Here is a 23,018-nt window from a genome sequence, read left to right on the forward strand (position 1 = left end):
TTTATTGAAATTGGCAAAGCCAAGGATCTGTATATTTAATGAATATATTGGAAAGGGTTCAGTCTAATCTGGACATCTTGAGTAAATCAGAAAAAAAAGTCGCAGAGGCTGTTTTAACTGCGCCACAAACAGTTATCCATTCAAGCATTGCCTTAATGGCTAAAACGGCTGATGTCAGTGAGCCGACTGTTAATCGATTTTGCCGACGTATGGCAACAAAAGGATTTCCTGATTTCAAATTACAATTAGCACAAAGCATTGCCAACGGTACGCCTTATGTAAATCGTAATATTGATGATTCCGATACTGTCTCTTCTTATACCAATAAAATTTTTGAATCAGCAATGGCAGGACTTGAAAACGTTAAAAACAATATTGATATCGCAGCGATCAATCGTGCAGTTGATATTTTGACGCAAGCTAAAAAAATCTCTTTTTTTGGTTTAGGTGCATCAGCAGCCGTTGCTCACGATGCCATGAATAAGTTTTCTCGTTTTAATATTCCTGTCACTTATTTTGATGATGTTGTTATGCAACGTATGAGTTGCATAAATAGTACTGATGGTGATGTGGTCGTTATTATTTCACATACAGGACGTACTAAAAATTTAGTTGAAATTGCCAAAATCGCACGCGAAAACGATGCAGCGGTTATTGCTATTACAACTCCGGGCTCTCTTTTAGCCTCTGAAGCAACCCTTCCCATCTTGCTTGATGTGCCTGAAGATACTGATATCTACATGCCAATGATCTCCCGCCTTGCACAACTCACTATTATTGATGTTCTTGCAACAGGATTTATTTTACGCCGAGGACCAAAATTCAGAGATAACTTGAAGCGCGTCAAAGAAGCTTTACGTGATTCACGGTTTGATAAGTAACCGTTTTTAATTATTCTGTTAGTATAGTCACACTTCCAATTGTGCCCCTGACTAGATAAGTTTTTGAAAAATGGTAGCATATCTGCGAGCTAACTCTCGCATATAATGAAAACAGTAGTGTATGTTGCAATTAGCTTGAAGCGTTTCACTTAACATATTGGGTAAAACACAGTCTGATTTCTGTTTTATCCAATTGCCAACACCTTTCGTTCAAGGTCAACGGAGTAATACATGTCCAGACGGCTCAGAAGAACAAAAATTGTTACCACCTTAGGCCCAGCAACAGATCGTGATAATAACTTAGAAAAAATTATTATTGCTGGCGCGAATGTTGTTCGATTAAATTTCTCTCATGGTTCTGCGGAAGATCATCTTGCTCGTGCTAATCGTACGCGTGAAATTGCAGCAAGATTAGGTCGCCATGTTGCTATTCTCGGGGATTTACAAGGCCCTAAAATCCGTGTATCTACCTTTAAAGACGGAAAAGTTTTCCTGAATGTCGGTGATAAATTCTTGCTTGATGCGGCGCTAGAAAAAGGCGAAGGCAATCAAAATCAAGTGGGTATTGATTATAAAGGCTTACCAGCCGATGTGGTTCCAGGCGATATTTTACTTCTTGATGATGGTCGCGTTCAGTTAAAAGTCCTTAAAGTGGATGGTTTAAAAGTCTTTACTGAAGTGACTGTGGGCGGTCCTTTATCTAACAATAAAGGGATTAACAAACTGGGTGGTGGTCTCTCCGCTGATGCGTTAACAGAAAAAGATAAGCAAGATATCATCACTGCTGCAAAAATTGGTGTTGATTACCTTGCCGTTTCATTCCCAAGAACTGGCGAAGATCTTAACCTTGCCCGCCGTTTAGCCCGTGATGCTGGCTGTGAATGCCAAATCGTTTCAAAAGTAGAACGAGCTGAAGCGGTTGCTAATGATGAAATCATTGATGAAATCATTCTAGCTTCAGATGTGGTGATGGTTGCTCGTGGCGATTTAGGCGTTGAAATTGGTGATCCTGAGTTGGTTGGCGTACAGAAAAAATTAATTCGTCGTGCTCGTCAGCTTAATCGTGTCGTTATCACTGCGACTCAAATGATGGAATCCATGATAACAAATCCAATGCCAACTCGTGCCGAAGTAATGGACGTTGCTAACGCCGTATTGGATGGTACTGATGCTGTTATGCTTTCAGCAGAAACAGCTGCTGGACAATATCCAGCAGAAACAGTCGCTTCAATGGCGCAAGTCTGCTTAGGTGCTGAGAAAATGCCAGCTGCCAATGTTTCTAAGCACCGTTTAGATATGGTGTTTGATACAGTGGAAGAAGCCATTGCAATGTCTACAATGTATGCAGCTAACCATATGAAAGGCGTTAATGCGATTATTGCGATGACTGAATCAGGTCGTACTGCACGCATGATGTCTCGTATCAGTACAGGCTTACCTATTTTCTCAATGTCTCGTCATGAGAAAACATTGAATCAGACTGCACTTTATCGTGGCGTAACCCCCGTTTATTGTAGTACTCACACTGACGGTATTGCCGCTGCTAATGAAGCAATTGGTCGTTTGCGTGATAAAGGTTTCTTAGTTTCAGGTGATTTAGTGCTAGTCACTCAAGGTGACCAAATGGGCACAGTCGGTAGCACCAATACATGCCGTATTTTGACTGTTGAATAACTCAGAGTCTTAAATATTAATAACAAAATGGGCACTTTATTAAGTGCCCATTTTTTATTTGGTTATTTCTTGTGCAAGAACTAGTCTAGGATATTCTCACGTGCATAAGGCTCTATTTCACCCTCTTTACGTGTCTTAAGTAATTTTAAGATCCACGTATATTGCTCTGGCGTTGGTGTCACTAGTGCTTCTAACTCTTCATTCATTCTGCGTGCAATGTACGCATCATCTTTATCTTCAATATCATCCATTGGTTCACGAACAATAATACTAAGCTGATGTGTTTTATGACAATACACTGGGAACAACGGTACGATAGCAGCTCGGCATACTTTCATTAACCGCCCAATCGCGGGTAATGTCGCTTTATAAGTACCGAAAAAATCGACAAATTGGCTATGCTCTGCACCGTGATCTTGGTCGGGCAGATAATAGCCCCAGTAACCTTGTCGCACAGAAGAAATAAAAGGCTTAATACCTGCTTCGCGTGAATGTAATCGACCATCAAAATGATGACGTGCTTTATTCCATAAATAATCAGCAACAGGATCTTTTTGGTGGTGAAACATCGCGGCCATCTTCTGACCTGTTGATGCTAATAGCATTGCAGGGATATCAACTGCCCAGCCATGAGGCACCATAAAAATGACATTACGGCCTTGCGCTTTAAAACGCTCAATAATTTCTAGCCCCTGCCAAGATGTGCGTTTTAATATACGCTCAGGGCCTCTTAAACAAAGCTCTGCTAACATCACAAAGGATTGGGGGGCAGTTTCAAACATACTGTCGAGTACATTTTCACGTTGCGTTTTATTCCATGTTGGAAAACAGTATCTCAAGTTGATATCTGCACGACGTCTTGCGCTTTTCGCTTTACGTCCAACAAAACGGCCAATAGAAGCAAGAAAGGGATCACGCCATTTTACTGGCATATAAGCCAATACACTTAATACACCTGCACCTAGCCAAGTTCCCCAATGACGAGGATGCAAATACGCACGGTGAAAAGTGGGCACATAACCCGCTTTGCTATCTGTATCTTTTTCTTTATTCATCAGATAATTCTCTGAATTGATACCCCTAATAGGCGTAAAAAACATTAAAACAAAAACGGATGATATCAATCATCCGCTTTTATGTCTTTAAAATCGTGTTTATTGTCAATCGGCTAGCACTAACTGAGGTTTAATCTCTTTTACTTTAGCAAGATATTCTTGTTTATCTTTACCTGTTAAACCGTCAGCGCGAGGCAATGTTGCCGTTAATGGATTGACTGCTTGTTGGTTGATCCACATTTCATAATGTAAATGAGGCCCCGTAGAACGCCCTGTATTTCCTGATAACGCAATTCTATCGCCACGCTTAACACGCTGTCCTGGTTTTACCAATAATTGACGTAAGTGCATATAACGTGTTGTGTATTGGCTACCATGACGAATAGCGATAAAGTTACCTGCAGCACCACTGTATTTAGCCACAATAACTTCACCATCTCCTGTTGCTAATACTGGAGTACCTACTGGCATCGCAAAATCAACACCTTTATGTGCAGCTAAACGCCCCGTAACAGGGTTAATACGACGAGGGTTAAATTGAGAGGAAACTCTAAATTGCTTCACAGTTGGGAAACGCATAAATCCACGTTCTAATCCACCCGCTTGGCTATCGTAGAAACGACCATCTTCAGCAAGGAACGCATAATAATCTTTACCCGCACTACGTAAACGGACACCAACTAGCTCACTTTGCTCGGTACGCCCATCAAGCACTTCACGAGAAAATAGTGCCGCAAATTGGTCACCACTTTGTAATTTTTTAAAGTCCACTTGCCACTGTAATGCTTTGGTAACGGCGCGTGCTTCAGCATTGGTTAAACCTGCATTTGTTGCACTGACAGAAAAACTCCCACGAATAACACCTGTGGTTACACTGTTCTTCCATTCACCTTTTTGAAACTCTTTTGTTTCTTTAAAACCCGTTTCGGTACGGGTATAAACGCGAGTTTCGCGACGAGAAACACCCCAGCTTAATTCTTGAAGCAATCCATTATCATCAAGTTCCCAGCTAATAGGTTGCCCTATTTTGAGGTTTCTAAGATCTTTATTTTGATTAGAGATAGTCGCGATATCCGCAGAATCAATACCAAACTGAGTCAGAATTGAACTTAATGAATCGCCACTAGAAACAATATAAGTATGGGGAACTTGCGCAACCGCAGTGCTTGTATCAGTGCCATCATCAGTATCAACTAATCCTTCATTGGTAAGCTGATCACTACTATCAGTGATAATGTCATCGGTATTTTCGCCTTGATTGGCAAGAGGCATTTGAATGCTGACTGGAACTTCTCGGCTTTGTTCATTTTGAAGTACCACAGGCCGCCAAATTGCGACGGCCAAGGTTGCTGCAGTTAACGAACCAAGCATGATCTTATGTGGGAGTGGTAAACTTAAATATACCTGTGCAATGGATTTCTTCTGCTGCACGCTCTTAATTCCTTATTGTGTTTCATTCAGGCAGCTCGCATATTGGTTAGCTAGTTGGGTAAGGAATTTTACATAGCTCTCTTGAGTTAGAGCAATCCCACTTCCTAGGGGGTCTAATACACCCATTTTAACCCCAGTGCCTTTCGCCACTGTTTCTATTACTGTCGGCCTAAATTGTGGCTCAGCAAAAATGCAGGTTGCTTTTTGCTCAACCAACTGTGTTCGTATTTGATGTAATTTCTGCGCACCTGGCTGTATTTCAGGGTTGATCGTAAAATGACCTAACGGCTTTAAATTATAATGTTTTTCGAAGTAGCCATAAGCATCATGAAAGACAAAATAACCCTTATTTCTCACAGGCGACAGAATATTAACAAGATTCTTATCAGTTTGCTTGAGTTGTTCGCTGAATTTACCTAGGTTTACGTCCAGAAGTTCTTTTTTATCTGGATAGAGTGTAATTAACCTTTGGTGGATCTGTTTTGCAGACGACAACGCAATTTCTGGTGATAACCAGATGTGCATATTATAATCACCGTGAGAATGATGTTCGTGATTTTCCTCATGTTTATGCACATTGTCATCATCATCTTTCAATAAAAGTGACTTTATTTCGTCAGTTTCCGCTAAAGCCAACTTATGATTGTCAGTAAGTCTGTTTAATGGCTTATCTAAAAATACTTCCATATCAGGCCCCACCCATACCATCAGGTCTGCGGAAGTAATTTTTTTCAAATCAGAGGGTTTTAATGCATAATCGTGTGGAGATGCCCCATCTGGTAATAAAACCTCCGTTGGTGTTACTCCATCAGCGATAGCCGCAGCAATAAATCCTAGTGGTCTGATGGAAACGACAACATCAGCCTGCACTGAAGCACTGAATGAGCTTATCATCGCTGTCGTTAAAAATGATTTCAATAAAAAACGATGCGCAAATTTGTTGTTTTTATGTAACATAGGAAGAATTCTCGTGAATCATCATTGGAAATGTTATATTATAACGTTTCAATGATTCTGCAAGTGCTAATTTTATGTCTGACTTGATTTGTTTAAAATCGGTTTGTGTTTCTTTTGGTGAAAGAGAAATTTTAAAAGATATCTCTTTTGATCTAAAAGCAGGCCGTATTCTTACTTTACTTGGCCCTAATGGTGCAGGTAAATCTACGGTTATCCGTTTAGTTCTTGGTTTATTAAATCCAACCTCAGGAAAAGTTGAGCGTCAAAACGCGCTACGAGTGGGCTATGTACCACAAAAACTTTATCTTGATCCCACAATGCCACTCACCGTTAAACGGTTTATGACACTAAAACCGGGTGTTCATGATAAAGATATTCTCCCTGCTTTAGAACGCGTTAATGCGGCTAAATTAATCGATCAACCTATGCAGAAACTTTCTGGTGGTGAGTCTCAACGTGTATTGTTAGCAAGAGCGTTGCTTAATCAGCCCCAACTTTTAGTTTTAGATGAACCCACTCAAGGTGTTGATGTTAATGGTCAATTAGCACTTTATGATTTAATTAATCAGCTTCGTCATGAATTAGGTTGTGCCATATTGATGGTTTCTCATGATCTTCATCTTGTGATGGCAAAAACAGACGAAGTCCTCTGTTTAAATGGTCATATTTGCTGTTCGGGTACACCTGACGTTGTTTCTTCTCACCCTGAATTTATTGCCATGTTTGGAAGCCGTGGTGCTGAACAACTTGGTATTTATCGTCATCATCACCAGCATAGTAAGGAGTGTCGTCATGATTGAGTTGCTGTTACCGGGTTGGATTGCCGGTATGCTCTTAGCAATGGCGGCGGGCCCTTTGGGCTCTTTTGTCGTTTGGCGTCGTATGTCTTATTTTGGTGATACTTTAGCTCACGCCTCACTACTTGGTGTTGCTTTTGGTTTGCTGTTTAACATCGAGCCTTTTTATGCTGTGATTGCAGTCACGCTTCTCCTCGCTATTTTGTTGGTCTGGTTAGAATTAAAACCTCAACTTTCTGTTGATACTCTTTTAGGGATCATGGCACACAGTGCGCTTTCTTTAGGGCTTGTGGTTGTTAGTTTAATGTCGAATGTACGTGTTGATTTAATGGCTTATCTGTTTGGTGATTTGCTGTCTGTAAACTATCAAGACGTTATCAGTATTTTTATTGGTGTTGTGATTGTTTTATTTGTGATTATTCGCTCATGGCGTCCACTACTTTCCATGACAATTAATCAAGATATGGCATTTGTTGATGGTGTGAATATTCAACGAGAACGCTTAAAGCTAATGATGATCACCGCATTAACCATTGGTTTAGCCATGAAGTTTGTCGGTGCGCTGATCATTACCTCGTTACTGATCATCCCTGCTGCAACAGCACGTCGTTTTGCTCGTTCTCCAGAACAAATGGCTCTGATTGCAATCGCGGTTGGTATGTTAGCCATTACAGGCGGTTTAACCTTCTCAGCTTTCTATGACACTCCAGCTGGCCCGTCTGTAGTTTTAGCAGCGAGTTGCCTATTTATCTTGAGTTTATTTTCACCTACTAAACAGTAAGATAACAAATTAAGTTTGGATAAAAAAATACCCCTCGTTGTTAATTATTTCACCGAGGGGTATTTTTTATCTATTTTCTAATGATGATAAGAAATTAATCTTCCATAATTCGATTAAAATGACGATAGGCATGATTAGTGGCAACACGGCCTCGTGGTGTGCGCTGAATAAAACCTTGCTGAATTAAATAAGGCTCTAATACATCTTCTATGGTTTCACGCTCTTCACCAATAGCTGCTGCAAGGTTATCTAATCCTACGGGGCCACCCATAAATTTATCAATGATGGCAAAAAGGAGTTTACGATCTAAATAATCAAAGCCTGCCGCATCCACATTCAACATATCAAGCGCTTTAGAAGCAATCTCTTCATCAATGGCACCATTACCCTTTACTTGGGCAAAGTCTCTCACACGGCGCAATAATCGGTTAGTAATACGCGGTGTGCCTCGTGAACGCATCGCAATTTGACGAGCACCTTCGTCTGTCATCTCTAATCCCATAAAACTGGCACTACGAGAAACAATATGTTGAAGATCGTCAACATTATAAAACTCAAGACGTTGAACAATACCAAAACGGTCACGCAATGGCGATGTTAAAGAGCCAGCTCTTGTGGTTGCACCCACTAAGGTAAATGGAGGTAGGTCAATTTTAATTGAACGAGCCGCAGGCCCTTCACCAATCATGATATCAAGTTGATAATCTTCCATTGCTGGATAAAGAATTTCTTCAACAACGGGTGAAAGACGATGAATTTCATCAATAAATAATACGTCGTGAGGCTCAAGATTAGTTAGCATTGCAGCTAGATCACCCGCTTTTTCAAGCACAGGACCTGATGTCGTGCGTAAATTAACCCCCATTTCATTAGCAATGATATTTGCCAATGTGGTTTTACCTAATCCAGGAGGTCCAAAGATAAGCAAATGATCGAGCGCATCATGACGCAATTTAGCCGCCTGAATAAAAATCTCCATTTGTTCACGAACTTGCGGTTGCCCAACATATTCGGCAAGAGATTTAGGACGTATCGCCCTATCAATAATTTCTTCTTCAGGTTGTTGAATTTCTGCTGAAATCAGGCGATCTGCTTCAATCACAATGTGTTACTCCTAAATAGCCGCGCGCAACGCTTCTTTGATAAGCGTCTCGCTATCTGTACCCAGTTTTGCCACTTTGCTGATCATTTTTGCAGCTTCTTGTGGTTTATAGCCTAATGCGATTAATGCAGCAGAGGCTTCGGCTTCAATATCTGCCGCTTTTGGTGCTTTAGGTGAAGTACTTTCTGGTAATTCGATGTCACTATTTTCGAATAAATCACCATTAAGACCTTTAAAGCGATCTTTCATTTCAACAACTAAACGCTCAGCTGTTTTCTTACCTACACCCGGTAATTTCACTAGTGAAGTGATAGATTCATTTTCAATCGCGGTTACAAATTGGCGAGCAGACATGCCAGATAGAATGGCTAATGCGAGTTTAGGCCCTACACCATTCACTTTAATTAATTCACGAAAGAGTGCGCGCTCTTGTTTTTGGTTAAAACCATAAAGTAATTGAGCATCTTCACGTACGATAAATTGCGTGTAGATAATGGCTTCTTGACCAATATCAGGCAATTCATAAAAACAGGTCATTGGCATATTGATTTCATAACCCACACCATTACCTGCCTCGATCAGCACCACTGGTGGCTGTTTTTCAAGAATAATTCCTCTGATACGACCTATCACCCTAACGCCTCCGCAAATATAATTACGTCAAGTTTATAACATAAAAAAAGCTGGACGTATATCCAGCCTGTAAAAAACCAAAGACATTTACCAAGATAACAACTTATCTTAACCGACCTCGTGTTAACACTAATCGAGGATCACCCACACGTAATAAATTTTGGTTAAAATGACAATGCGTGATAGCAATCGCCAAAGCATCAGCAGCATCTGATTGTGGTGCCGCAGATAGTTTTAGTATTGAGCGCACCATATGTTGTACTTGGCTTTTTTCAGCGGCACCCGTACCCACAACGGTTTGTTTAACTTGGCGAGCCGCATATTCAAAAACAGGTAAATCATTGTTTACGGCTGCGAGTATCGCTACACCTCGCGCTTGCCCCAGTTTTAATGCGGAGTCAGCATTTTTAGCCATAAACACTTGTTCAACGGCAAACACATCCGGCGAAAACTGAGTAATAATTTCGCTAACACCAGCATAAATGCGCTTAAGTCGATTGGGGAGATCGGGAACTTGTGTACGAATACAACCGCTTCCCAAATAGATAAGTTGACGCCCTTGCTGTCGAATTACGCCATAGCCTGTAACACGCGAACCGGGGTCTATACCTAGAATGATAGCCATATCAATTCCTGTTGCCGATATGGTCGATGGCGAGAGAAAAGAGCAAAAAAATCTGCTCTGCTCTTCTCTTCGCACTTTTAATAACAGCGTTAAACACCGTTATTTTCGATAATCGTTAGAACGATTACAGGATATCTTCCAGTTGTTTTGCAACTTCGTCTGAGATATCACCGTTGTGATATACTTCTTGCACGTCATCACTGTCTTCTAACATATCGATAAGACGCATTAATTTTGGTGCAGTTTCAATATCTAATTCAGCTTTAGTCGATGGGATCATTGAAACTTCTGCTGATTCAGCAACAAAACCTGCTGCATCCATTGCATCTTTTACTTCACCAAAAGATTCTGGTGTAGTGTAAACATCAATAGCGCCATCATCAAAGGTTTCAACGTCGTCAGCACCTGCTTCTAACGCTGCTTCCATAACGGCATCTTCATCAACACCTGGTGCGTATGAAATTACACCTTTTTTGGTAAACAGATAAGATACAGAACCATCAGTTCCTAAGTTACCACCTGTTTTGGTAAATGCATGGCGAACATCGGAAACAGTACGGTTACGATTATCACTTAAGCATTCAACCATCACAGCAGTACCTGCTGGGCCATAGCCTTCATAAATGATGGTTTCCATATTATCGTTTTCATCATTACCCACACCTCGTGCAATTGCACGATTTAAGGTGTCACGAGTCATGTTGTTCGATAATGCTTTATCAACTGCCGCACGTAAACGCGGGTTAGTTGCAGGATCACCACCACCTAAACGTGCTGCTGTAACTAGTTCACGGATGATTTTAGTGAAAATTTTACCGCGTTTCGCATCTTGCGCTGCTTTACGGTGTTTTGTATTGGCCCATTTACTATGACCTGCCATGAAATATCTCCAAACGTGGTCTAATCATTAAATAACAAATTCTTCAATCGCTTGCTGATTACTGGCGGATTTTGTTAATTTTGCCGCCAGTGACGCGTCTAACCATTGGTATTGCGAATGCTCAGTTAGCACAATATCTCGCTCTGCGGGCAGTGCTAACGTAAACCAATGTTCCTGACAATGAGTAACATCTGGTGCATAACGATGCCGAAAATGTGCAAAAATTTCAAAAAGAATTGAGCGATGGCAATCCACCAGCTCAAGATTTTCTTTTATGATATCAATTCCAACTTCTTCTTGCACTTCACGCAACGCCGTTTGAAAAGGCGTTTCACCCTCTTCTAAACTGCCAGTCACAGATTGCCAGAAATCAGGATCATCTCGACGCTTTAGCATAAGCACCCGTTTGGTCTTTTTTGCATAAATAACAACTAAAACGGATATCGGGCGCTTATATTTCATCATTTACTCTTTATCTTCGCTAACTTCTTTTTGAGTGACTGCAATCGCTAACTCTTTTAAAGAATCTTCATTAGCAAAGCTTGGTGCATTAGTCATTAAACACGCAGCGGCTGTTGTTTTAGGGAAAGCAATAACATCACGGATGTTATCAGTACCTGTCAACAACATCACTAAACGGTCTAAACCAAATGCTAAACCTGCATGTGGTGGAGTACCAAATTTAAGTGCATCTAATAAGAAACCAAATTTCTCTTGTTGCTCATTCGGTGTAATACCTAAAATGCTAAATACCGCTTGCTGCATTTCATTACGGTGAATACGCACTGAACCGCCACCCACTTCATAACCATTAATCACCATATCATAAGCATTTGCCACAGCACCTACCGGATGTGCAGTCAATTCAGCTGGTGATAAGTCTTTTGGTGAAGTAAATGGATGGTGCATCGCACTTAAGCTACCAGTTTCTTCATCTTCTTCAAACATTGGGAAGTCGATGACCCACAATGGTTTCCATGCATTTAAATCAGTCAGTTCAAGATCACGACCGACTTTTAGACGCAGAGCGCCCATCGCATCACTCATTGTGCCTTTACGACCCGCACCAAAGAAGATTAAATCGCCATCTGTTGCGCCAGTTGTTTCCAAAATAGCGTTAACAACATCGTTAGTCAGGAATTTAGCGATAGGGCTTTGTACACCTTCAATGCCTTTCGCGCTTTCGTTGACTTTCATCCACGCAAGACCTTTAGCACCGTAAATACCAACAAACTGTGTATATTCGTCAATATTTTTACGGGTTAATGCTGCACCACCCGGTACACGCAATGCGATAACACGGCATTTTTCATCGTTGGCAGCTTGTGCAAATACGCTAAACTCAACATCTTTGACTAAATCAGCGATGTCTTTAAGTTCCATTGGGTTACGTAAATCTGGTTTGTCTGAACCATAACGACGCATTGCTTCAGCAAAAGTCATTACTGGGAACGCACCTAAATCGACATTAAGAATATCTAACCATAATGCATGGATCATACGCTCCATCACTTCGCGCACTTGATCTGCACTCATGAAAGAGGTTTCAACATCGATCTGGGTAAATTCAGGCTGACGGTCAGCACGTAAGTCTTCATCGCGGAAGCATTTTACGATTTGATAGTAACGATCAAAGCCAGACATCATTAACAGCTGTTTAAAAAGCTGTGGTGATTGAGGTAATGCGTAGAATTTACCTTTATGTACACGACTTGGCACTAAATAGTCACGCGCACCTTCTGGTGTCGCTTTAGTCAGCATAGGGGTTTCAACATCAAGGAAACCTTCACCATCCATAAAACGGCGAACAAAGCTTGTGATTTTAGCACGGGTTTTTAAGCGATCTGACATTTCAGGGCGACGCAGGTCTAAATAACGATATGTTAAACGACGCTCTTCGGTATTTGTTTGATTGCTATCTAACGGTAATGGCTCTGAACGGTTAAAAATAGACAGAGATTCTGCCGCTAACTCAATTTCACCTGTTGCCATATTTTTATTAACTTGGCTATCAGGACGAGCGCGTACTGTTCCTGTGACTTGAATACAAAATTCATTACGCAGTTCTGAAGCCTGAGAAAATGCCTCTTTCTGCTCTGGGTCAAAGAAGACTTGAACAATACCTTCGCGATCTCGCATATCAATAAAGATAAGTCCACCTAAGTCACGGCGACGGTTAACCCAACCACAAAGAGTCACTTTTTGGCCCACATGGGCGCTATTCAACTGCCCACAATAATTAGTACGCATACAATATCCTTTTACTCAGCTTGTTGTGCTTTCTGCTGCGGAAATTTTGGCAATAGTCTTTTTCGAGTAGTGTCAAAAAAAGGCAGACATTATAACGAAAATTCTTCCTGGAGATAAGAGTATAGACCTAGTTTATATGATACATCTTTTCAAGGATTTGCTAATCCCCAAACAATTAATTAATAATAATTATTTATAGCGACAGAAGTCGCTTTGAGGTTTATCATTAAATTCGCCGTTTTTTGGCTTTGGCAATGGAGAAAAGATGGTTAGCTCGCTTTACATCGTACTGGGCGCACTATTATTGATTAAATTGTCCCTCAATGTCGTAAAACTCAGAACACAATATCGGGTTGCTTATGGCGATGGTGGCTTTTATGAATTACAAACAGCCATCCGTGTTCACGGCAATGCGGTAGAATATATTCCGATTTCCATGATCTTATTACTGGTCATGGAAATGAATGGTGCTTTTGTTTGGATGGTGCACATCTGTGGCTCAATTTTAATCGCAGGTCGCTTTTTACACTCTTATGGATTAAAACACCGTGAACTTCGCTGGCGCCGTTCAGGTATGGCAGCCACTTATTTATCGATGGTATTGATGATCATTGCTAATATTTATTTCCTTCCTTGGATACAAATCTTTTCCTTTTATTACTAAGTCCTCGCGGGAATAACATGATCATCCATGATCAAAACCGACATCCTTGCTGTTGTGTCTAATAACGGCAAGGTATCAAAAAGGTTTATTTATTTTTTCCAATTTCTTTCTAAATAATGCAACTTTGTGAGCACCGTCGCTTCTGGTAGAATGCTTGCTTCTTTTATTCCTTAAACCTATTTTAGTTATGTCGAATTCAAAATCATCACAACAAGACAGCTTATTTGCGACACCTATTGCTAACCTTGGTGACTGGCGCTTTGATGAAAAAGTCGCTGAAGTGTTTCCTGATATGATAAAACGCTCAGTACCAGGTTATTCTAATATCATCTCCATGATTGGTATGCTTGCAGGTCGCTTTGTTACGCCCAATAGCCAAGTCTATGATTTAGGCTGTTCTTTAGGTGCAGCAACCCTTTCCATGCGTCGTAATATTGATGCTGCTGGCTGTAAAATTATTGGTGTTGATAATTCACCTGCCATGGTAGAACGCTGTCAGCGCCATATTGATGCCTATAAAGCAGATACACCCGTTGATATTATTGAAGGTGATATTCTTGATATCGAAATTAATAATGCCTCAATGGTAGTGCTTAATTTCACCTTACAATTCTTAGCGCCGAACGATCGCCAAATATTATTAAACCGAATTTACCAAGGTCTTAATCCCGGTGGCGTGTTAGTGCTTTCTGAAAAATTCAGTTTTGAAGATAAAGAAATTGGTGAGTTGTTGTTTAATATGCACCATGATTTCAAACGTGCTAACGGTTACAGCGAATTAGAAATTAGCCAAAAACGTAGCATGTTAGAAAATGTTATGCTGACCGATTCTGTTGAAACGCATAAAGCTCGCTTACATAATGCAGGTTTTCCACATACAGAAGTTTGGTTCCAATGTTTTAATTTCGGCTCTCTTTTAGCGATTAAAGGCAATAATTAATGATTAATTTTGGCTCGTTTTATCAACTTATTGCGCAAGATGAGCGCTTATTTCATTGGTTAGATACATTACCGGCTCAATTATCAGAATGGCGATCAAATGCGTTACACGGTCACTTTTCTTCTTGGGAAAGAATGCTCGATGGTTTGCCAGAAATTACGCCTACTGAGATTGATTTGAAAAATGGTGTGATTGCTCAACACACTCCAGCATTAAGTGCTGGCGAGCAACTAGGATTAAGTAACGTTTTAAAAAATTTAATGCCGTGGCGTAAAGGTCCATTTTCACTTTATGGCGTCAATATCGATACAGAATGGCGCTCTGATTGGAAATGGGATCGTGTTTTACCCCATCTTTCACCGCTTGAAGGCCGTTTAGTATTAGATGTTGGTTGTGGCAGTGGCTATCATATGTGGCGGATGTTAGGTGAAGGCGCAGAATTTGTTGTAGGGATCGATCCTACTCAACTTTTCTTATGCCAATTTGAAGCTGTCAGAAAATTATTAGGTAATGACCAACGCGCACATTTAATTCCTGTTGGTATTGAGCAAATGCCAGAATTAAATGCCTTCGATACTGTATTCTCAATGGGTGTACTTTATCATCGCCGTTCACCACTTGATCATTTATGGCAATTAAAAAACCAATTAGTTTCTGGTGGCGAATTAGTGTTAGAAAGCCTTGTTGTTGATGGTGATGAATTTCAATGCCTGATCCCTGGTGAGCGTTATGCACAAATGCGTAACGTGTACTTTATTCCATCTGCAAAAATGCTAAAGGTTTGGCTAGAAAAATGTGGTTTTAAAGATGTGCGTATTGTTGATGAAAATACGACATCACTTGATGAGCAACGTAAAACAGATTGGATGGTAACAGATTCATTAGATGCTTTTTTAGATGCTGATGATAAAACAAAAACTGTTGAAGGTTATCCCGCACCAAAACGTGCCATATTAATTGCCACTAAGCCTTAATTTTTTATCTAAATTTAAAGGGATATCAAGTTATTAAATATCCCTTTCTTTCATAATATTCATCTTGTTTTTTATTAAAGACACTTTATACGCCCCTTATTTGCAGATGAACGATTAAAGAAAATTATGGCAAAGACACCAAAGAGCAAAGTTGCTACCCAAAAGGAAATAACACAAAAAAAACAACACGCTCTTTTGCAAAAAAATAAGCGTCAGCAATATGATGATCCTATTTTTTCGTCCTTTATAGAAACCACATCAGCAAAACGCCCTCCACTAACTCCATTACAACAAGGGGTACAACTCTTTTTTTCATTATTTGACTATGCCACACAACTTTTATATATCGCTTTTATTATTACCGTTTGGTGGTTTCCTGAACATTTCTCAGTTCAAACAATTTATAATCTAACCGCTTTATTTTTATTTGAATTTATTCTCGTGCATTCAGGTGTTTTTATGGCTGCATTTGCTCGTACTAAGCTTGTTTTTGCTCTTATTCCTTTTTATGGGATATTTGCTCTTATTATCAATAGTATGATTATGGGTGATGAAAACCTGATTATTTGGCTTTATGCTGTAATTGTTGCTAATCGAATTATCAGTGGTTATCAAGTGAAAACTAAAGAAGAAATGGGAAAGAATTTATTCTATTCTGCACTATTAGTTTTAAATTTTATGCTGTGCCTTTTTTCTGTCATGATTTTTAAGTTTCTAGTCCCTTACGGTGGATTAACGCCCCAATATTTAAATGAAATTAACTATCTCTATTTAATTCCACAGCACAGCGATTATTTTAATGTTCCACATATTGGTATGGCTTACGGCACATTATTCTACGGTATTCCTTTAGCTTGCATTGCCTATATTAATATATCATCGATTTATAAACGTATAATGTTTAGAATAAAAGCACATAAAATAAGAACCACACAAAGATAACCTTATTCGGCGCTTGTTGTTTATCTTTATTCATGTTTAAATACGCGCGTTATCACTCCAATTATTTCTCTTTTTAAGAAGGCACTTCCCTACGATGAACTAAATTCTGCCAGAAAATTATTTCAAATACCTTTTAGGTATTCATTTTCTGTTACTGGCAGACAATAATTTATTTCGTCGCATCTAGAAAAAAGATCTCGGCTGTCTGCCACCTATTTCTCTTAGGAGGTCGATGATGACAATAGCCAGTCATTTTTCACAACTTACTGTCGAATTTAATCAACAAGCTCTTTTTCCACCATTAACTCGCTCACTGACTTGTCAGCAAAATGCATTAATTGGCCATAACGGTAAAGGAAAGTCTGTACTATTAAGATTATTAGCACAAAAAATATTACCGACTTCGGGTCAAATTAATTGGAATATGCCTTTTGTTCACGTTGATCAATTAACGCGATTACAGGGTGATACACTTGCTCAAGCGTTAGATGTTCATGAAATTTATCAAGCATTCCAACGCGTTGATGACGGTATTGCCACATTAGAAGATATTGAGTTACTCGATGGCAAATGGCAACTCCCTGTCATGTGGCAGAATTTATTAGATTCAGCACAACTTCCCGTCGCATTAGATACCCCTATTGCGCATCTAAGTGGTGGAGAACAAACACGTTTAGCACTTTGTCGCGCTTTTTTATGTGAAGAGAGCTTTCTACTGTTAGATGAGCCAGATAACCATCTTGATTATCAAGGACAACAATGGCTAATAAAACAATTAGCTCAGCACAAAGCTGGCTCTCTTATTGTTAGCCACAATCGAAACCTGCTTTCGTATGCTGATACCATTCTTGAGTTAAGTGAGAAAGGCTTATCAGAATATGGTGGAAATTATACGTTATATGAGGCACAAAAAAGTGCGGAAATAACATCATTGGAAGCCGCAAGTGATCGACTAAACAGCCAAATTAAAAATGAGAAACGCCAGCAACAAGCAACATTGCAAAAAGCAGCACAACGGAAACGACAAGGCGAATCAATTAGGCAAAGTGGCTCTCAGTGCCTACTTTTACTGGATATGCAAAAAAACAGAGCAGAACAACGCCAATCTGCCGTAGCAAAACGACATCAACGCGTAATTGATGATATGCAATCTCAAAAGCAAGGTATCGATGAGGAAAAAGCACATGTTCATCAGCAAAAAATGGTATTGAATTATCAAAGTGATGGCCATCGTTTAAATGTATTTGTTAATAATCTTCAACTTCCATATGGTTATCAGCACCCTATTTCATTTTCAGCTTACGGCAATGAGCATTGGCATATTAAAGGTAAAAATGGCTGTGGAAAATCAACATTACTAAAATGCTTGATCGAACAATTTGTACCACTTTCTGGTGAGTTTCGTCTCAACAAAGACTATTGTTACCTTGACCAACATCTTGCTTTACTTGATAAAACATTGCCACTTGCACAAGCACTACACCAATATCAACCCGCGATTTCTGTCGAGCAATGGCGAACGCGTCTTGGAATGTTGAGAATTAGAGGTGATAAATCTTTACTACCACTTGAAAAACTCAGTGGTGGCGAGCAATTAAAAGCAACGTTATTGGCTTTAACACACAGCCCAAAACCACCAGCAGTATTATTACTTGATGAGCCAGATAATCACCTTGATATCGAATCCAAACAACTATTGGAAAATCTACTTGTTGAATATCAAGGCACATTGTTACTGGTTTCGCATGATGAAGCCTTTGTTGAACGCTGTGGTATTACACATACGCTGTTATTAGGCGAACTTATATAAAAAAACTGCGCCATAAAAGGCGCAGTTTTAAAATATTTAATCCGTATCAATCAAGATGCTAATGGCGCATAAATACTCATAATATCTTTCATCGCTTCAACTGTATCTTCATCCACACAGTAATGCGTAAACTCATCAACCTCACTGTCAGAGCTCATAGTTACCCCCGCTTTTCGATAAATCATGGTTGAAGGTGCCACTTTTCCTGCTGAGCTATGAATTTCTTTCAATCCTGCATCTAGGAATTTTTGGATATTGCTGAGTCTTACACCAGCGCCCGCCATAATTATAGGGCCTTGTGTTTTTTCATTTAACGTGCGTAATAATGGCAAACCTAATTCTGCATTCGCCTGCTGTCCTGAGGTTAAAATACGAGCAACACCTAGCTGAGTCAGTTGTTCTAGCGCTAATAATGGATTAATGCACATATCAAAAGCACGATGAAAAGTAATGGCTAATGGACCTGCAAGCTCCATTAAAATTTCCATTTTAGGCAAATCAATATGCCCTTCTTCATTTAAAAGACCAACAACGGCACCTGAAAATCCCATATCACGGATCAAACTAATATCATTTTTCATTGCTGAAAAATCAGCTTGTGTATAACAAAAATCACCACCACGCGGGCGAACGATAGGATGAACGGGAATACGAACCAGATCCCTGACTTGTCGTAGCATTCCAAAGCTTGGTGTAATACCACCTTCTGCTGGACTCGTGCACAGCTCTATTCTGTCTGCGCCTGCTCGTTCTGCTACCAACGCACATTCAGCGCCAAAACAACAAATCTCCAATGTAGCCATATCATCCCTCTCCATCCTTAATAAAGAAAGTAATCAGAAAATAAATATCATTTCTTAGCGATTACTAACAATAGTTGTCGAATCTTGTAATTCATTCAATTCTGCCATCAGAATTTTGTGCTGACACAAGCAAACTATTTTCTGAAAGTGTCGATCAACACTCACTTTCAACGATTTCAAGTAACGAATAAGGATGATACTTCACGGTGACTTTTCCATTAGAAATAGCCACCGTTGGATTGGGTAAACGTTCTTTCTCACCTTTAGGTTCGCTGATTTTTAGGCTAACACTCTCAGGTAACGTTTGGGGTAAAAAAGACATCACTTTATCCACTAAAAAACCGGGTTCAACGGAGATCACTTGCTCAATATGCTCCCAACCTTGGTATTCATATTTTTTATTTGTGGGAAAAGGCAATTCAACAATCGAAACAGATTGATTTAGAATAGTTAGCGGTATTTCTAATTGAAATAGATATATTGGGCGCCCATTAATCACATTATCAGAAATACACTTTCCACACTGGCTTAATCCTGTTCGCCACTGCTCCGCTAATGCTAAATCGTGACAACGTAACGATACGTGATCAGTGTGATAGATGGATAAATCTATGCCCAAACTATTGACAAATAGTGTCATATTTTCTTCAAACAAAGAAAGCTCGTGAGTTAAATCATTTAATTGAGGAATTGAAGAAAATAACACCATTTTGAATAACCTTAATGAAAAAACAGAGAAAAAACCTTAAAGATAAGGCCTAGATGGTAGCATGTTCTAGCCGGAATATGTTATAAATTCAAGGTTAATCCTAATTCTTTATAAGAAACCTGTCAGACTTTTGTCGTCAGGTTTTATTTTCTCAATAATTTAAGGTAACCCGGTGAATATTCAGGCTTTTCTTTCAGAAAAAATCAGTGTGGCAATGTGTGCTGCTGGCGCACCCGCTGATAGCGAACCTCTTGTCCGTCAGTCAGCCAAAGTACAATTTGGTGACTATCAGGCAAATGGTGTCATGGGAGCTGCAAAAAAAATGGGGATCCCACCCCGACAACTCGCAGAAAAGATCCTAGAAAAGCTCGATATTACAGATGTTGCAGATAAAGTTGAAATCGCAGGCCCAGGTTTCATCAATATCTTTTTATCTCCACAATGGGTTGCAAAGCAAGCTGAAGACGCATTAGCAGATGAACATCTAAACGTAACACCCGTCGAACCTCAAACTATTGTTATCGACTATTCATCTCCGAACGTTGCAAAACAGATGCACGTTGGTCACTTACGCTCAACCATTATTGGTGATGCAAGTGCGCGTACTTTATCTTTCTTAGGTCATAATGTTATTCGTGCTAATCACCTTGGTGATTGGGGTACGCAATTTGGTATGTTGATTGCGTATTTAGAAAAAAAACAGAATGAAAATGCCGCTGATATGGCGTTATCAGATCTCGAAGAGTTCTATCGTGAAGCGAAAAAACACTATGATGAAGATGAAGTATTCGCAGAGCGTGCCCGTAATTACGTTGTGAAATTACAAAGTGGTGATGAATACTGCCGTACAATGTGGCGTAAATTAGTTGATATCACCATGCAACAAAACCAAGTGACTTATCAACGTCTTAACGTCACATTAACCGAAGACGACATTATGGGTGAAAGTCTTTATAACCCAATGTTGGCAGGTATTGTTGCCGATTTAAAAGCAAAAGGTCTTGCAGTAGAAAGTGAAGGCGCAACGGTTGTTTTCCTTGACGAATATAAAAACAAGGAAGGCGAACCTATGGGTGTTATCGTTCAGAAAAAAGACGGTGGCTACCTATATACAACGACAGATATTGCTTGTGCAAAATACCGTCACGAAACATTACATGCTGACCGTGTGCTTTATTATATCGACTCTCGTCAGCACCAGCATTTAATGCAAGCTTGGACAATCGTTCGTAAAGCAGGCTACATCCCTGATTCAATGTCACTCGAACACCATATGTTCGGTATGATGTTAGGTAAAGATGGTCGTCCGTTTAAAACTCGTTCTGGCGGCACTATTCGTTTAACCGACTTGCTGGACGAAGCTCAAGAAAGAGCCCGCGCATTAATCGCTGAAAAAAATCCAGATATGGATAAAGACGAATTAAATAATGTTGCTCGCGTTGTGGGTATTGGTGCTGTTAAATACGCTGATTTATCTAAAAACCGTACCACAGATTACATCTTTGATTGGGATCTGATGTTAAGTTTTGAAGGTAACACAGCACCGTATATGCAATATGCTTATACTCGTGTTGCTTCAATCTTCAAACGTGCAGAAATTGATGAAAATGCGTTAACGCAACCTATCGCACTAACCCAATCTCATGAAAGACAGCTTGCATTACGTTTAGTCCAGTTTGATGAGACGATTATGCAAGTTTCTCGTGAAGGAACGCCTCACGTTATGTGTGCTTATCTTTACGATCTGGCACAAGCTTTCTCTGGCTTTTATGAAAACTGCCCTATCTTATCTGCTGAAGATGAAAACACTCGCCAAAGTCGTCTAAAACTAGCTCGTTTAACCGCAAGAACATTAAAACAAGGTTTGGATACTTTAGGTATTGAAACAGTAGATAGAATGTAATTCATCTCTATTTTCAAATAGTAGTGATAAAAAAACCGATGGTATTAACCATCGGTTTTTTATTATGCGTTAAATTTTAATTCAAGATAGCTAAAAACACGACAAACAATGGTTTAATAAAACTTCCAATGCTATTTAATCATTAATCTTCGTTAGCAGTTATAACATCCTGACACAATAGCCCTCTAATATCTTTTACCTCAATCCAACCATCGACACTGTCTATTGGCTTACTAGGGCTGTATAAGCGGTCATTGACGTCTTTAGCGGTGAAAGCAAGCTTCTCATTAGTTTTGTCGAATACGCCAATACAGTTAACTGGAGTGAGTCTTGAGGTATTAATTTTTCCGTCAGCAGTACAACCTGCAAGAAATAACGTAGCTAGTGATACAGAAATGATAATTGCTTTTTTCATAGTAGCTCCTTGACACTCTTATTTTTATTTTTACCAAAAATCACGCAGTGATTATTTAGTGGTCTTTAAACTAGAAATACCTAATGATTTATAACTGCTTTGAGTATAACGAATAAATAGAGAAATATTTGAGTTATTGAGCTATTAATAAAAAAATAAGAGATATTGAGAAGGACTAGAAAAGAGAGGGAAAAACAGAAAACAACGGCGGATAAATGAAAATAATAATTAGTGTACCATACTGAATTTTCAGTAATCTAATTATCTATTAATAATAGATTTAGCATTAATTTCATTATTCACGCGACTTATTGTTTACTGCTTATCCCCAGCAATCGTGTTACCTATTTGAAGCGCAGACAAAATAGATATGATCACTTTCAGTAGTACTGAACGATAACAAGCAAATAACTTTACAGTCACGGTTAATCTACCTGAATAAAGAAATAATAATATGTCTTAAATCAAAAAAATTAAATGTTTTAAAATATACTGCAATATTTTGAAATATTTGCAATATCTCATCATTAAGTAAGAAATATTTAACAGATGTGTCAATTTTTAAACCTATACGACATAAGAGAGTTTATCTAAAAAAAGATAATTCGTCAAACCGTAAGTGCTTAGAATATAGTGTCTATTTTTTTACTTTATGTAGAATCCCACTGCTAGTAAACAAATTGTCTAAAGATATTCGATATGATTAATGTTTAGATAAACTTATCAATAACGATTAAAAAACACTTTCAGATGCCGAAAAACTGTATAAATCATTTAGAAATTGGAAAAAAA

22 protein-coding genes are annotated in these 23,018 nt (G+C 39.2%); 10 read left to right on the forward strand and 12 right to left on the reverse strand.

The window, feature by feature from the left end; genetic code table 11:
* Positions 1-38 precede the first annotated feature (38 nt).
* Together ACNART_RS02040 and pyk are read left to right on the forward strand one after the other, a co-directional pair.
* The gene (locus ACNART_RS02040; protein WP_099075468.1) at positions 39-881 is read left to right on the forward strand and encodes a MurR/RpiR family transcriptional regulator; all 843 of its coding nucleotides are present in this window, start codon (positions 39-41) and stop codon (positions 879-881) included.
* A 231-nt stretch (positions 882-1,112) separates the two neighbouring features.
* Positions 1,113-2,555 (forward strand): pyruvate kinase, encoded by a 1,443-nt coding sequence (pyk, locus tag ACNART_RS02045; protein ID WP_088495460.1) that lies wholly within the window; start codon positions 1,113-1,115, stop codon positions 2,553-2,555.
* A gap of 80 nt (positions 2,556-2,635) precedes the next feature.
* Here pyk and lpxM read toward each other — a convergent pair whose 3' ends face one another.
* The 3 genes from lpxM to znuA all read right to left on the reverse strand — a co-directional run bounded on the left by lpxM (position 2,636) and on the right by znuA (position 5,998).
* Complete coding sequence (gene lpxM / locus ACNART_RS02050) at positions 2,636-3,610, reverse strand: lauroyl-Kdo(2)-lipid IV(A) myristoyltransferase (protein ID WP_198619994.1); 975 nt, start codon at positions 3,608-3,610, stop codon at positions 2,636-2,638.
* Positions 3,611-3,715: 105 nt separating this feature from the next.
* Positions 3,716-5,041 carry a murein DD-endopeptidase MepM gene (gene mepM / locus ACNART_RS02055; protein ID WP_109372239.1) on the reverse strand — a complete coding sequence of 442 codons (1,326 nt, stop codon included), beginning with the start codon at positions 5,039-5,041 and terminating at the stop codon, positions 3,716-3,718.
* A 12-nt stretch (positions 5,042-5,053) separates the two neighbouring features.
* Positions 5,054-5,998, reverse strand: coding sequence for a zinc ABC transporter substrate-binding protein ZnuA (gene znuA / locus ACNART_RS02060; RefSeq protein ID WP_198625671.1), 945 nt, complete (start codon positions 5,996-5,998; stop codon positions 5,054-5,056).
* A gap of 74 nt (positions 5,999-6,072) precedes the next feature.
* On the opposite strand from znuA, the gene znuC reads away from it, so the two are divergent.
* Positions 6,073-6,798, forward strand: coding sequence for a zinc ABC transporter ATP-binding protein ZnuC (gene znuC / locus ACNART_RS02065; RefSeq protein WP_088495457.1), 726 nt, complete (start codon positions 6,073-6,075; stop codon positions 6,796-6,798).
* A complete protein-coding gene (gene znuB, locus ACNART_RS02070) occupies positions 6,791-7,576 on the forward strand; it encodes a zinc ABC transporter permease subunit ZnuB (protein ID WP_196532616.1) in 786 nt (261 codons plus the stop codon). Before znuC ends, znuB begins: the two co-directional genes overlap by 8 nt.
* A 94-nt stretch (positions 7,577-7,670) precedes the next feature.
* Here the strand turns inward: znuB and ruvB are convergent, their stop codons facing one another.
* From ruvB to aspS, 6 genes are all read right to left on the reverse strand, one after another.
* A complete protein-coding gene (ruvB, locus tag ACNART_RS02075; RefSeq protein WP_099075472.1) occupies positions 7,671-8,678 on the reverse strand; it encodes a Holliday junction branch migration DNA helicase RuvB in 1,008 nt (335 codons plus the stop codon).
* A 12-nt stretch (positions 8,679-8,690) separates the two neighbouring features.
* Complete coding sequence (gene ruvA / locus ACNART_RS02080) at positions 8,691-9,311, reverse strand: Holliday junction branch migration protein RuvA (protein ID WP_075671063.1); 621 nt, start codon at positions 9,309-9,311, stop codon at positions 8,691-8,693.
* A gap of 103 nt (positions 9,312-9,414) precedes the next feature.
* Entirely contained in the window at positions 9,415-9,936 is a 522-nt protein-coding gene (gene ruvC, locus ACNART_RS02085) for a crossover junction endodeoxyribonuclease RuvC (RefSeq protein ID WP_006536599.1), read from the reverse strand.
* Positions 9,937-10,060: 124 nt separating this feature from the next.
* The gene (locus ACNART_RS02090) at positions 10,061-10,816 is read right to left on the reverse strand and encodes a YebC/PmpR family DNA-binding transcriptional regulator (protein ID WP_023582074.1); all 756 of its coding nucleotides are present in this window, start codon (positions 10,814-10,816) and stop codon (positions 10,061-10,063) included.
* A 27-nt stretch (positions 10,817-10,843) separates the two neighbouring features.
* On the reverse strand, positions 10,844-11,278 hold the full coding sequence (nudB, locus tag ACNART_RS02095; RefSeq protein WP_196532615.1) for a dihydroneopterin triphosphate diphosphatase: 435 nt from the start codon (positions 11,276-11,278) through the stop codon (positions 10,844-10,846).
* A 3-nt stretch (positions 11,279-11,281) separates the two neighbouring features.
* Positions 11,282-13,066, reverse strand: coding sequence for an aspartate--tRNA ligase (gene aspS / locus ACNART_RS02100; protein WP_109372234.1), 1,785 nt, complete (start codon positions 13,064-13,066; stop codon positions 11,282-11,284).
* A 265-nt stretch (positions 13,067-13,331) separates the two neighbouring features.
* Here aspS and ACNART_RS02105 point away from each other — a divergent pair, with 265 nt between their 5' ends.
* The 5 genes from ACNART_RS02105 to ACNART_RS02125 all read left to right on the forward strand — a co-directional run bounded on the left by ACNART_RS02105 (position 13,332) and on the right by ACNART_RS02125 (position 18,396).
* Complete coding sequence (locus ACNART_RS02105) at positions 13,332-13,730, forward strand: MAPEG family protein (RefSeq protein WP_023582071.1); 399 nt, start codon at positions 13,332-13,334, stop codon at positions 13,728-13,730.
* A gap of 187 nt (positions 13,731-13,917) precedes the next feature.
* Positions 13,918-14,670: a carboxy-S-adenosyl-L-methionine synthase CmoA gene (cmoA, locus tag ACNART_RS02110; RefSeq protein WP_198625673.1), complete on the forward strand. Its 753-nt coding sequence runs from the start codon at positions 13,918-13,920 to the stop codon at positions 14,668-14,670.
* The gene (gene cmoB, locus ACNART_RS02115) at positions 14,670-15,644 is read left to right on the forward strand and encodes a tRNA 5-methoxyuridine(34)/uridine 5-oxyacetic acid(34) synthase CmoB (protein ID WP_109372232.1); all 975 of its coding nucleotides are present in this window, start codon (positions 14,670-14,672) and stop codon (positions 15,642-15,644) included. The genes cmoA and cmoB overlap by 1 nt, the downstream gene beginning before the upstream one ends.
* 126 nt (positions 15,645-15,770) lie before the next feature.
* Positions 15,771-16,586: a hypothetical protein gene (locus ACNART_RS02120; protein ID WP_198625674.1), complete on the forward strand. Its 816-nt coding sequence runs from the start codon at positions 15,771-15,773 to the stop codon at positions 16,584-16,586.
* Positions 16,587-16,821: 235 nt separating this feature from the next.
* Entirely contained in the window at positions 16,822-18,396 is a 1,575-nt protein-coding gene (locus tag ACNART_RS02125; protein ID WP_198619987.1) for an ATP-binding cassette domain-containing protein, read from the forward strand.
* Positions 18,397-18,446: 50 nt separating this feature from the next.
* On the opposite strand, the gene cutC is transcribed toward ACNART_RS02125, so the two are convergent.
* Positions 18,447-19,199 carry a copper homeostasis protein CutC gene (gene cutC, locus ACNART_RS02130; RefSeq protein ID WP_109372229.1) on the reverse strand — a complete coding sequence of 251 codons (753 nt, stop codon included), beginning with the start codon at positions 19,197-19,199 and terminating at the stop codon, positions 18,447-18,449.
* Positions 19,200-19,353: 154 nt separating this feature from the next.
* The gene (locus ACNART_RS02135; protein WP_416303427.1) at positions 19,354-19,908 is read right to left on the reverse strand and encodes a VOC family protein; all 555 of its coding nucleotides are present in this window, start codon (positions 19,906-19,908) and stop codon (positions 19,354-19,356) included.
* A gap of 172 nt (positions 19,909-20,080) precedes the next feature.
* Here ACNART_RS02135 and argS point away from each other — a divergent pair, with 172 nt between their 5' ends.
* Positions 20,081-21,811 (forward strand): arginine--tRNA ligase, encoded by a 1,731-nt coding sequence (argS, locus tag ACNART_RS02140; protein WP_160230397.1) that lies wholly within the window; start codon positions 20,081-20,083, stop codon positions 21,809-21,811.
* 142 nt (positions 21,812-21,953) lie between these two features.
* Here the strand turns inward: argS and ACNART_RS02145 are convergent, their stop codons facing one another.
* Complete coding sequence (locus ACNART_RS02145; RefSeq protein ID WP_198619984.1) at positions 21,954-22,226, reverse strand: hypothetical protein; 273 nt, start codon at positions 22,224-22,226, stop codon at positions 21,954-21,956.
* Positions 22,227-23,018: the final 792 nt, after the last annotated feature.

Source organism: Proteus sp. LHD240705 (assembly GCF_047921555.1).
Classification (GTDB): Bacteria; Pseudomonadota; Gammaproteobacteria; order Enterobacterales; family Enterobacteriaceae; genus Proteus.

Coding starts and splice junctions, on each gene's coding strand:
- lpxM (WP_198619994.1), bottom strand. CDS start 3,610: ATGAATAAAGAAAAAGATACAGATAGCAAAGCGGGTTATGTGCCCACT.
- znuA (WP_198625671.1), bottom strand. CDS start 5,998: ATGTTACATAAAAACAACAAATTTGCGCATCGTTTTTTATTGAAATCA.
- nudB (WP_196532615.1), bottom strand. CDS start 11,278: ATGAAATATAAGCGCCCGATATCCGTTTTAGTTGTTATTTATGCAAAA.
- ACNART_RS02090 (WP_023582074.1), bottom strand. CDS start 10,816: ATGGCAGGTCATAGTAAATGGGCCAATACAAAACACCGTAAAGCAGCG.
- ACNART_RS02145 (WP_198619984.1), bottom strand. CDS start 22,226: ATGAAAAAAGCAATTATCATTTCTGTATCACTAGCTACGTTATTTCTT.
- znuB (WP_196532616.1), top strand. CDS start 6,791: ATGATTGAGTTGCTGTTACCGGGTTGGATTGCCGGTATGCTCTTAGCA.
- ACNART_RS02105 (WP_023582071.1), top strand. CDS start 13,332: ATGGTTAGCTCGCTTTACATCGTACTGGGCGCACTATTATTGATTAAA.
- ACNART_RS02040 (WP_099075468.1), top strand. CDS start 39: ATGAATATATTGGAAAGGGTTCAGTCTAATCTGGACATCTTGAGTAAA.
- cutC (WP_109372229.1), bottom strand. CDS start 19,199: ATGGCTACATTGGAGATTTGTTGTTTTGGCGCTGAATGTGCGTTGGTA.
- ACNART_RS02120 (WP_198625674.1), top strand. CDS start 15,771: ATGGCAAAGACACCAAAGAGCAAAGTTGCTACCCAAAAGGAAATAACA.
- pyk (WP_088495460.1), top strand. CDS start 1,113: ATGTCCAGACGGCTCAGAAGAACAAAAATTGTTACCACCTTAGGCCCA.
- ACNART_RS02135 (WP_416303427.1), bottom strand. CDS start 19,908: ATGGTGTTATTTTCTTCAATTCCTCAATTAAATGATTTAACTCACGAG.
- aspS (WP_109372234.1), bottom strand. CDS start 13,066: ATGCGTACTAATTATTGTGGGCAGTTGAATAGCGCCCATGTGGGCCAA.
- cmoA (WP_198625673.1), top strand. CDS start 13,918: ATGTCGAATTCAAAATCATCACAACAAGACAGCTTATTTGCGACACCT.
- ruvC (WP_006536599.1), bottom strand. CDS start 9,936: ATGGCTATCATTCTAGGTATAGACCCCGGTTCGCGTGTTACAGGCTAT.
- znuC (WP_088495457.1), top strand. CDS start 6,073: ATGTCTGACTTGATTTGTTTAAAATCGGTTTGTGTTTCTTTTGGTGAA.
- cmoB (WP_109372232.1), top strand. CDS start 14,670: ATGATTAATTTTGGCTCGTTTTATCAACTTATTGCGCAAGATGAGCGC.
- ACNART_RS02125 (WP_198619987.1), top strand. CDS start 16,822: ATGACAATAGCCAGTCATTTTTCACAACTTACTGTCGAATTTAATCAA.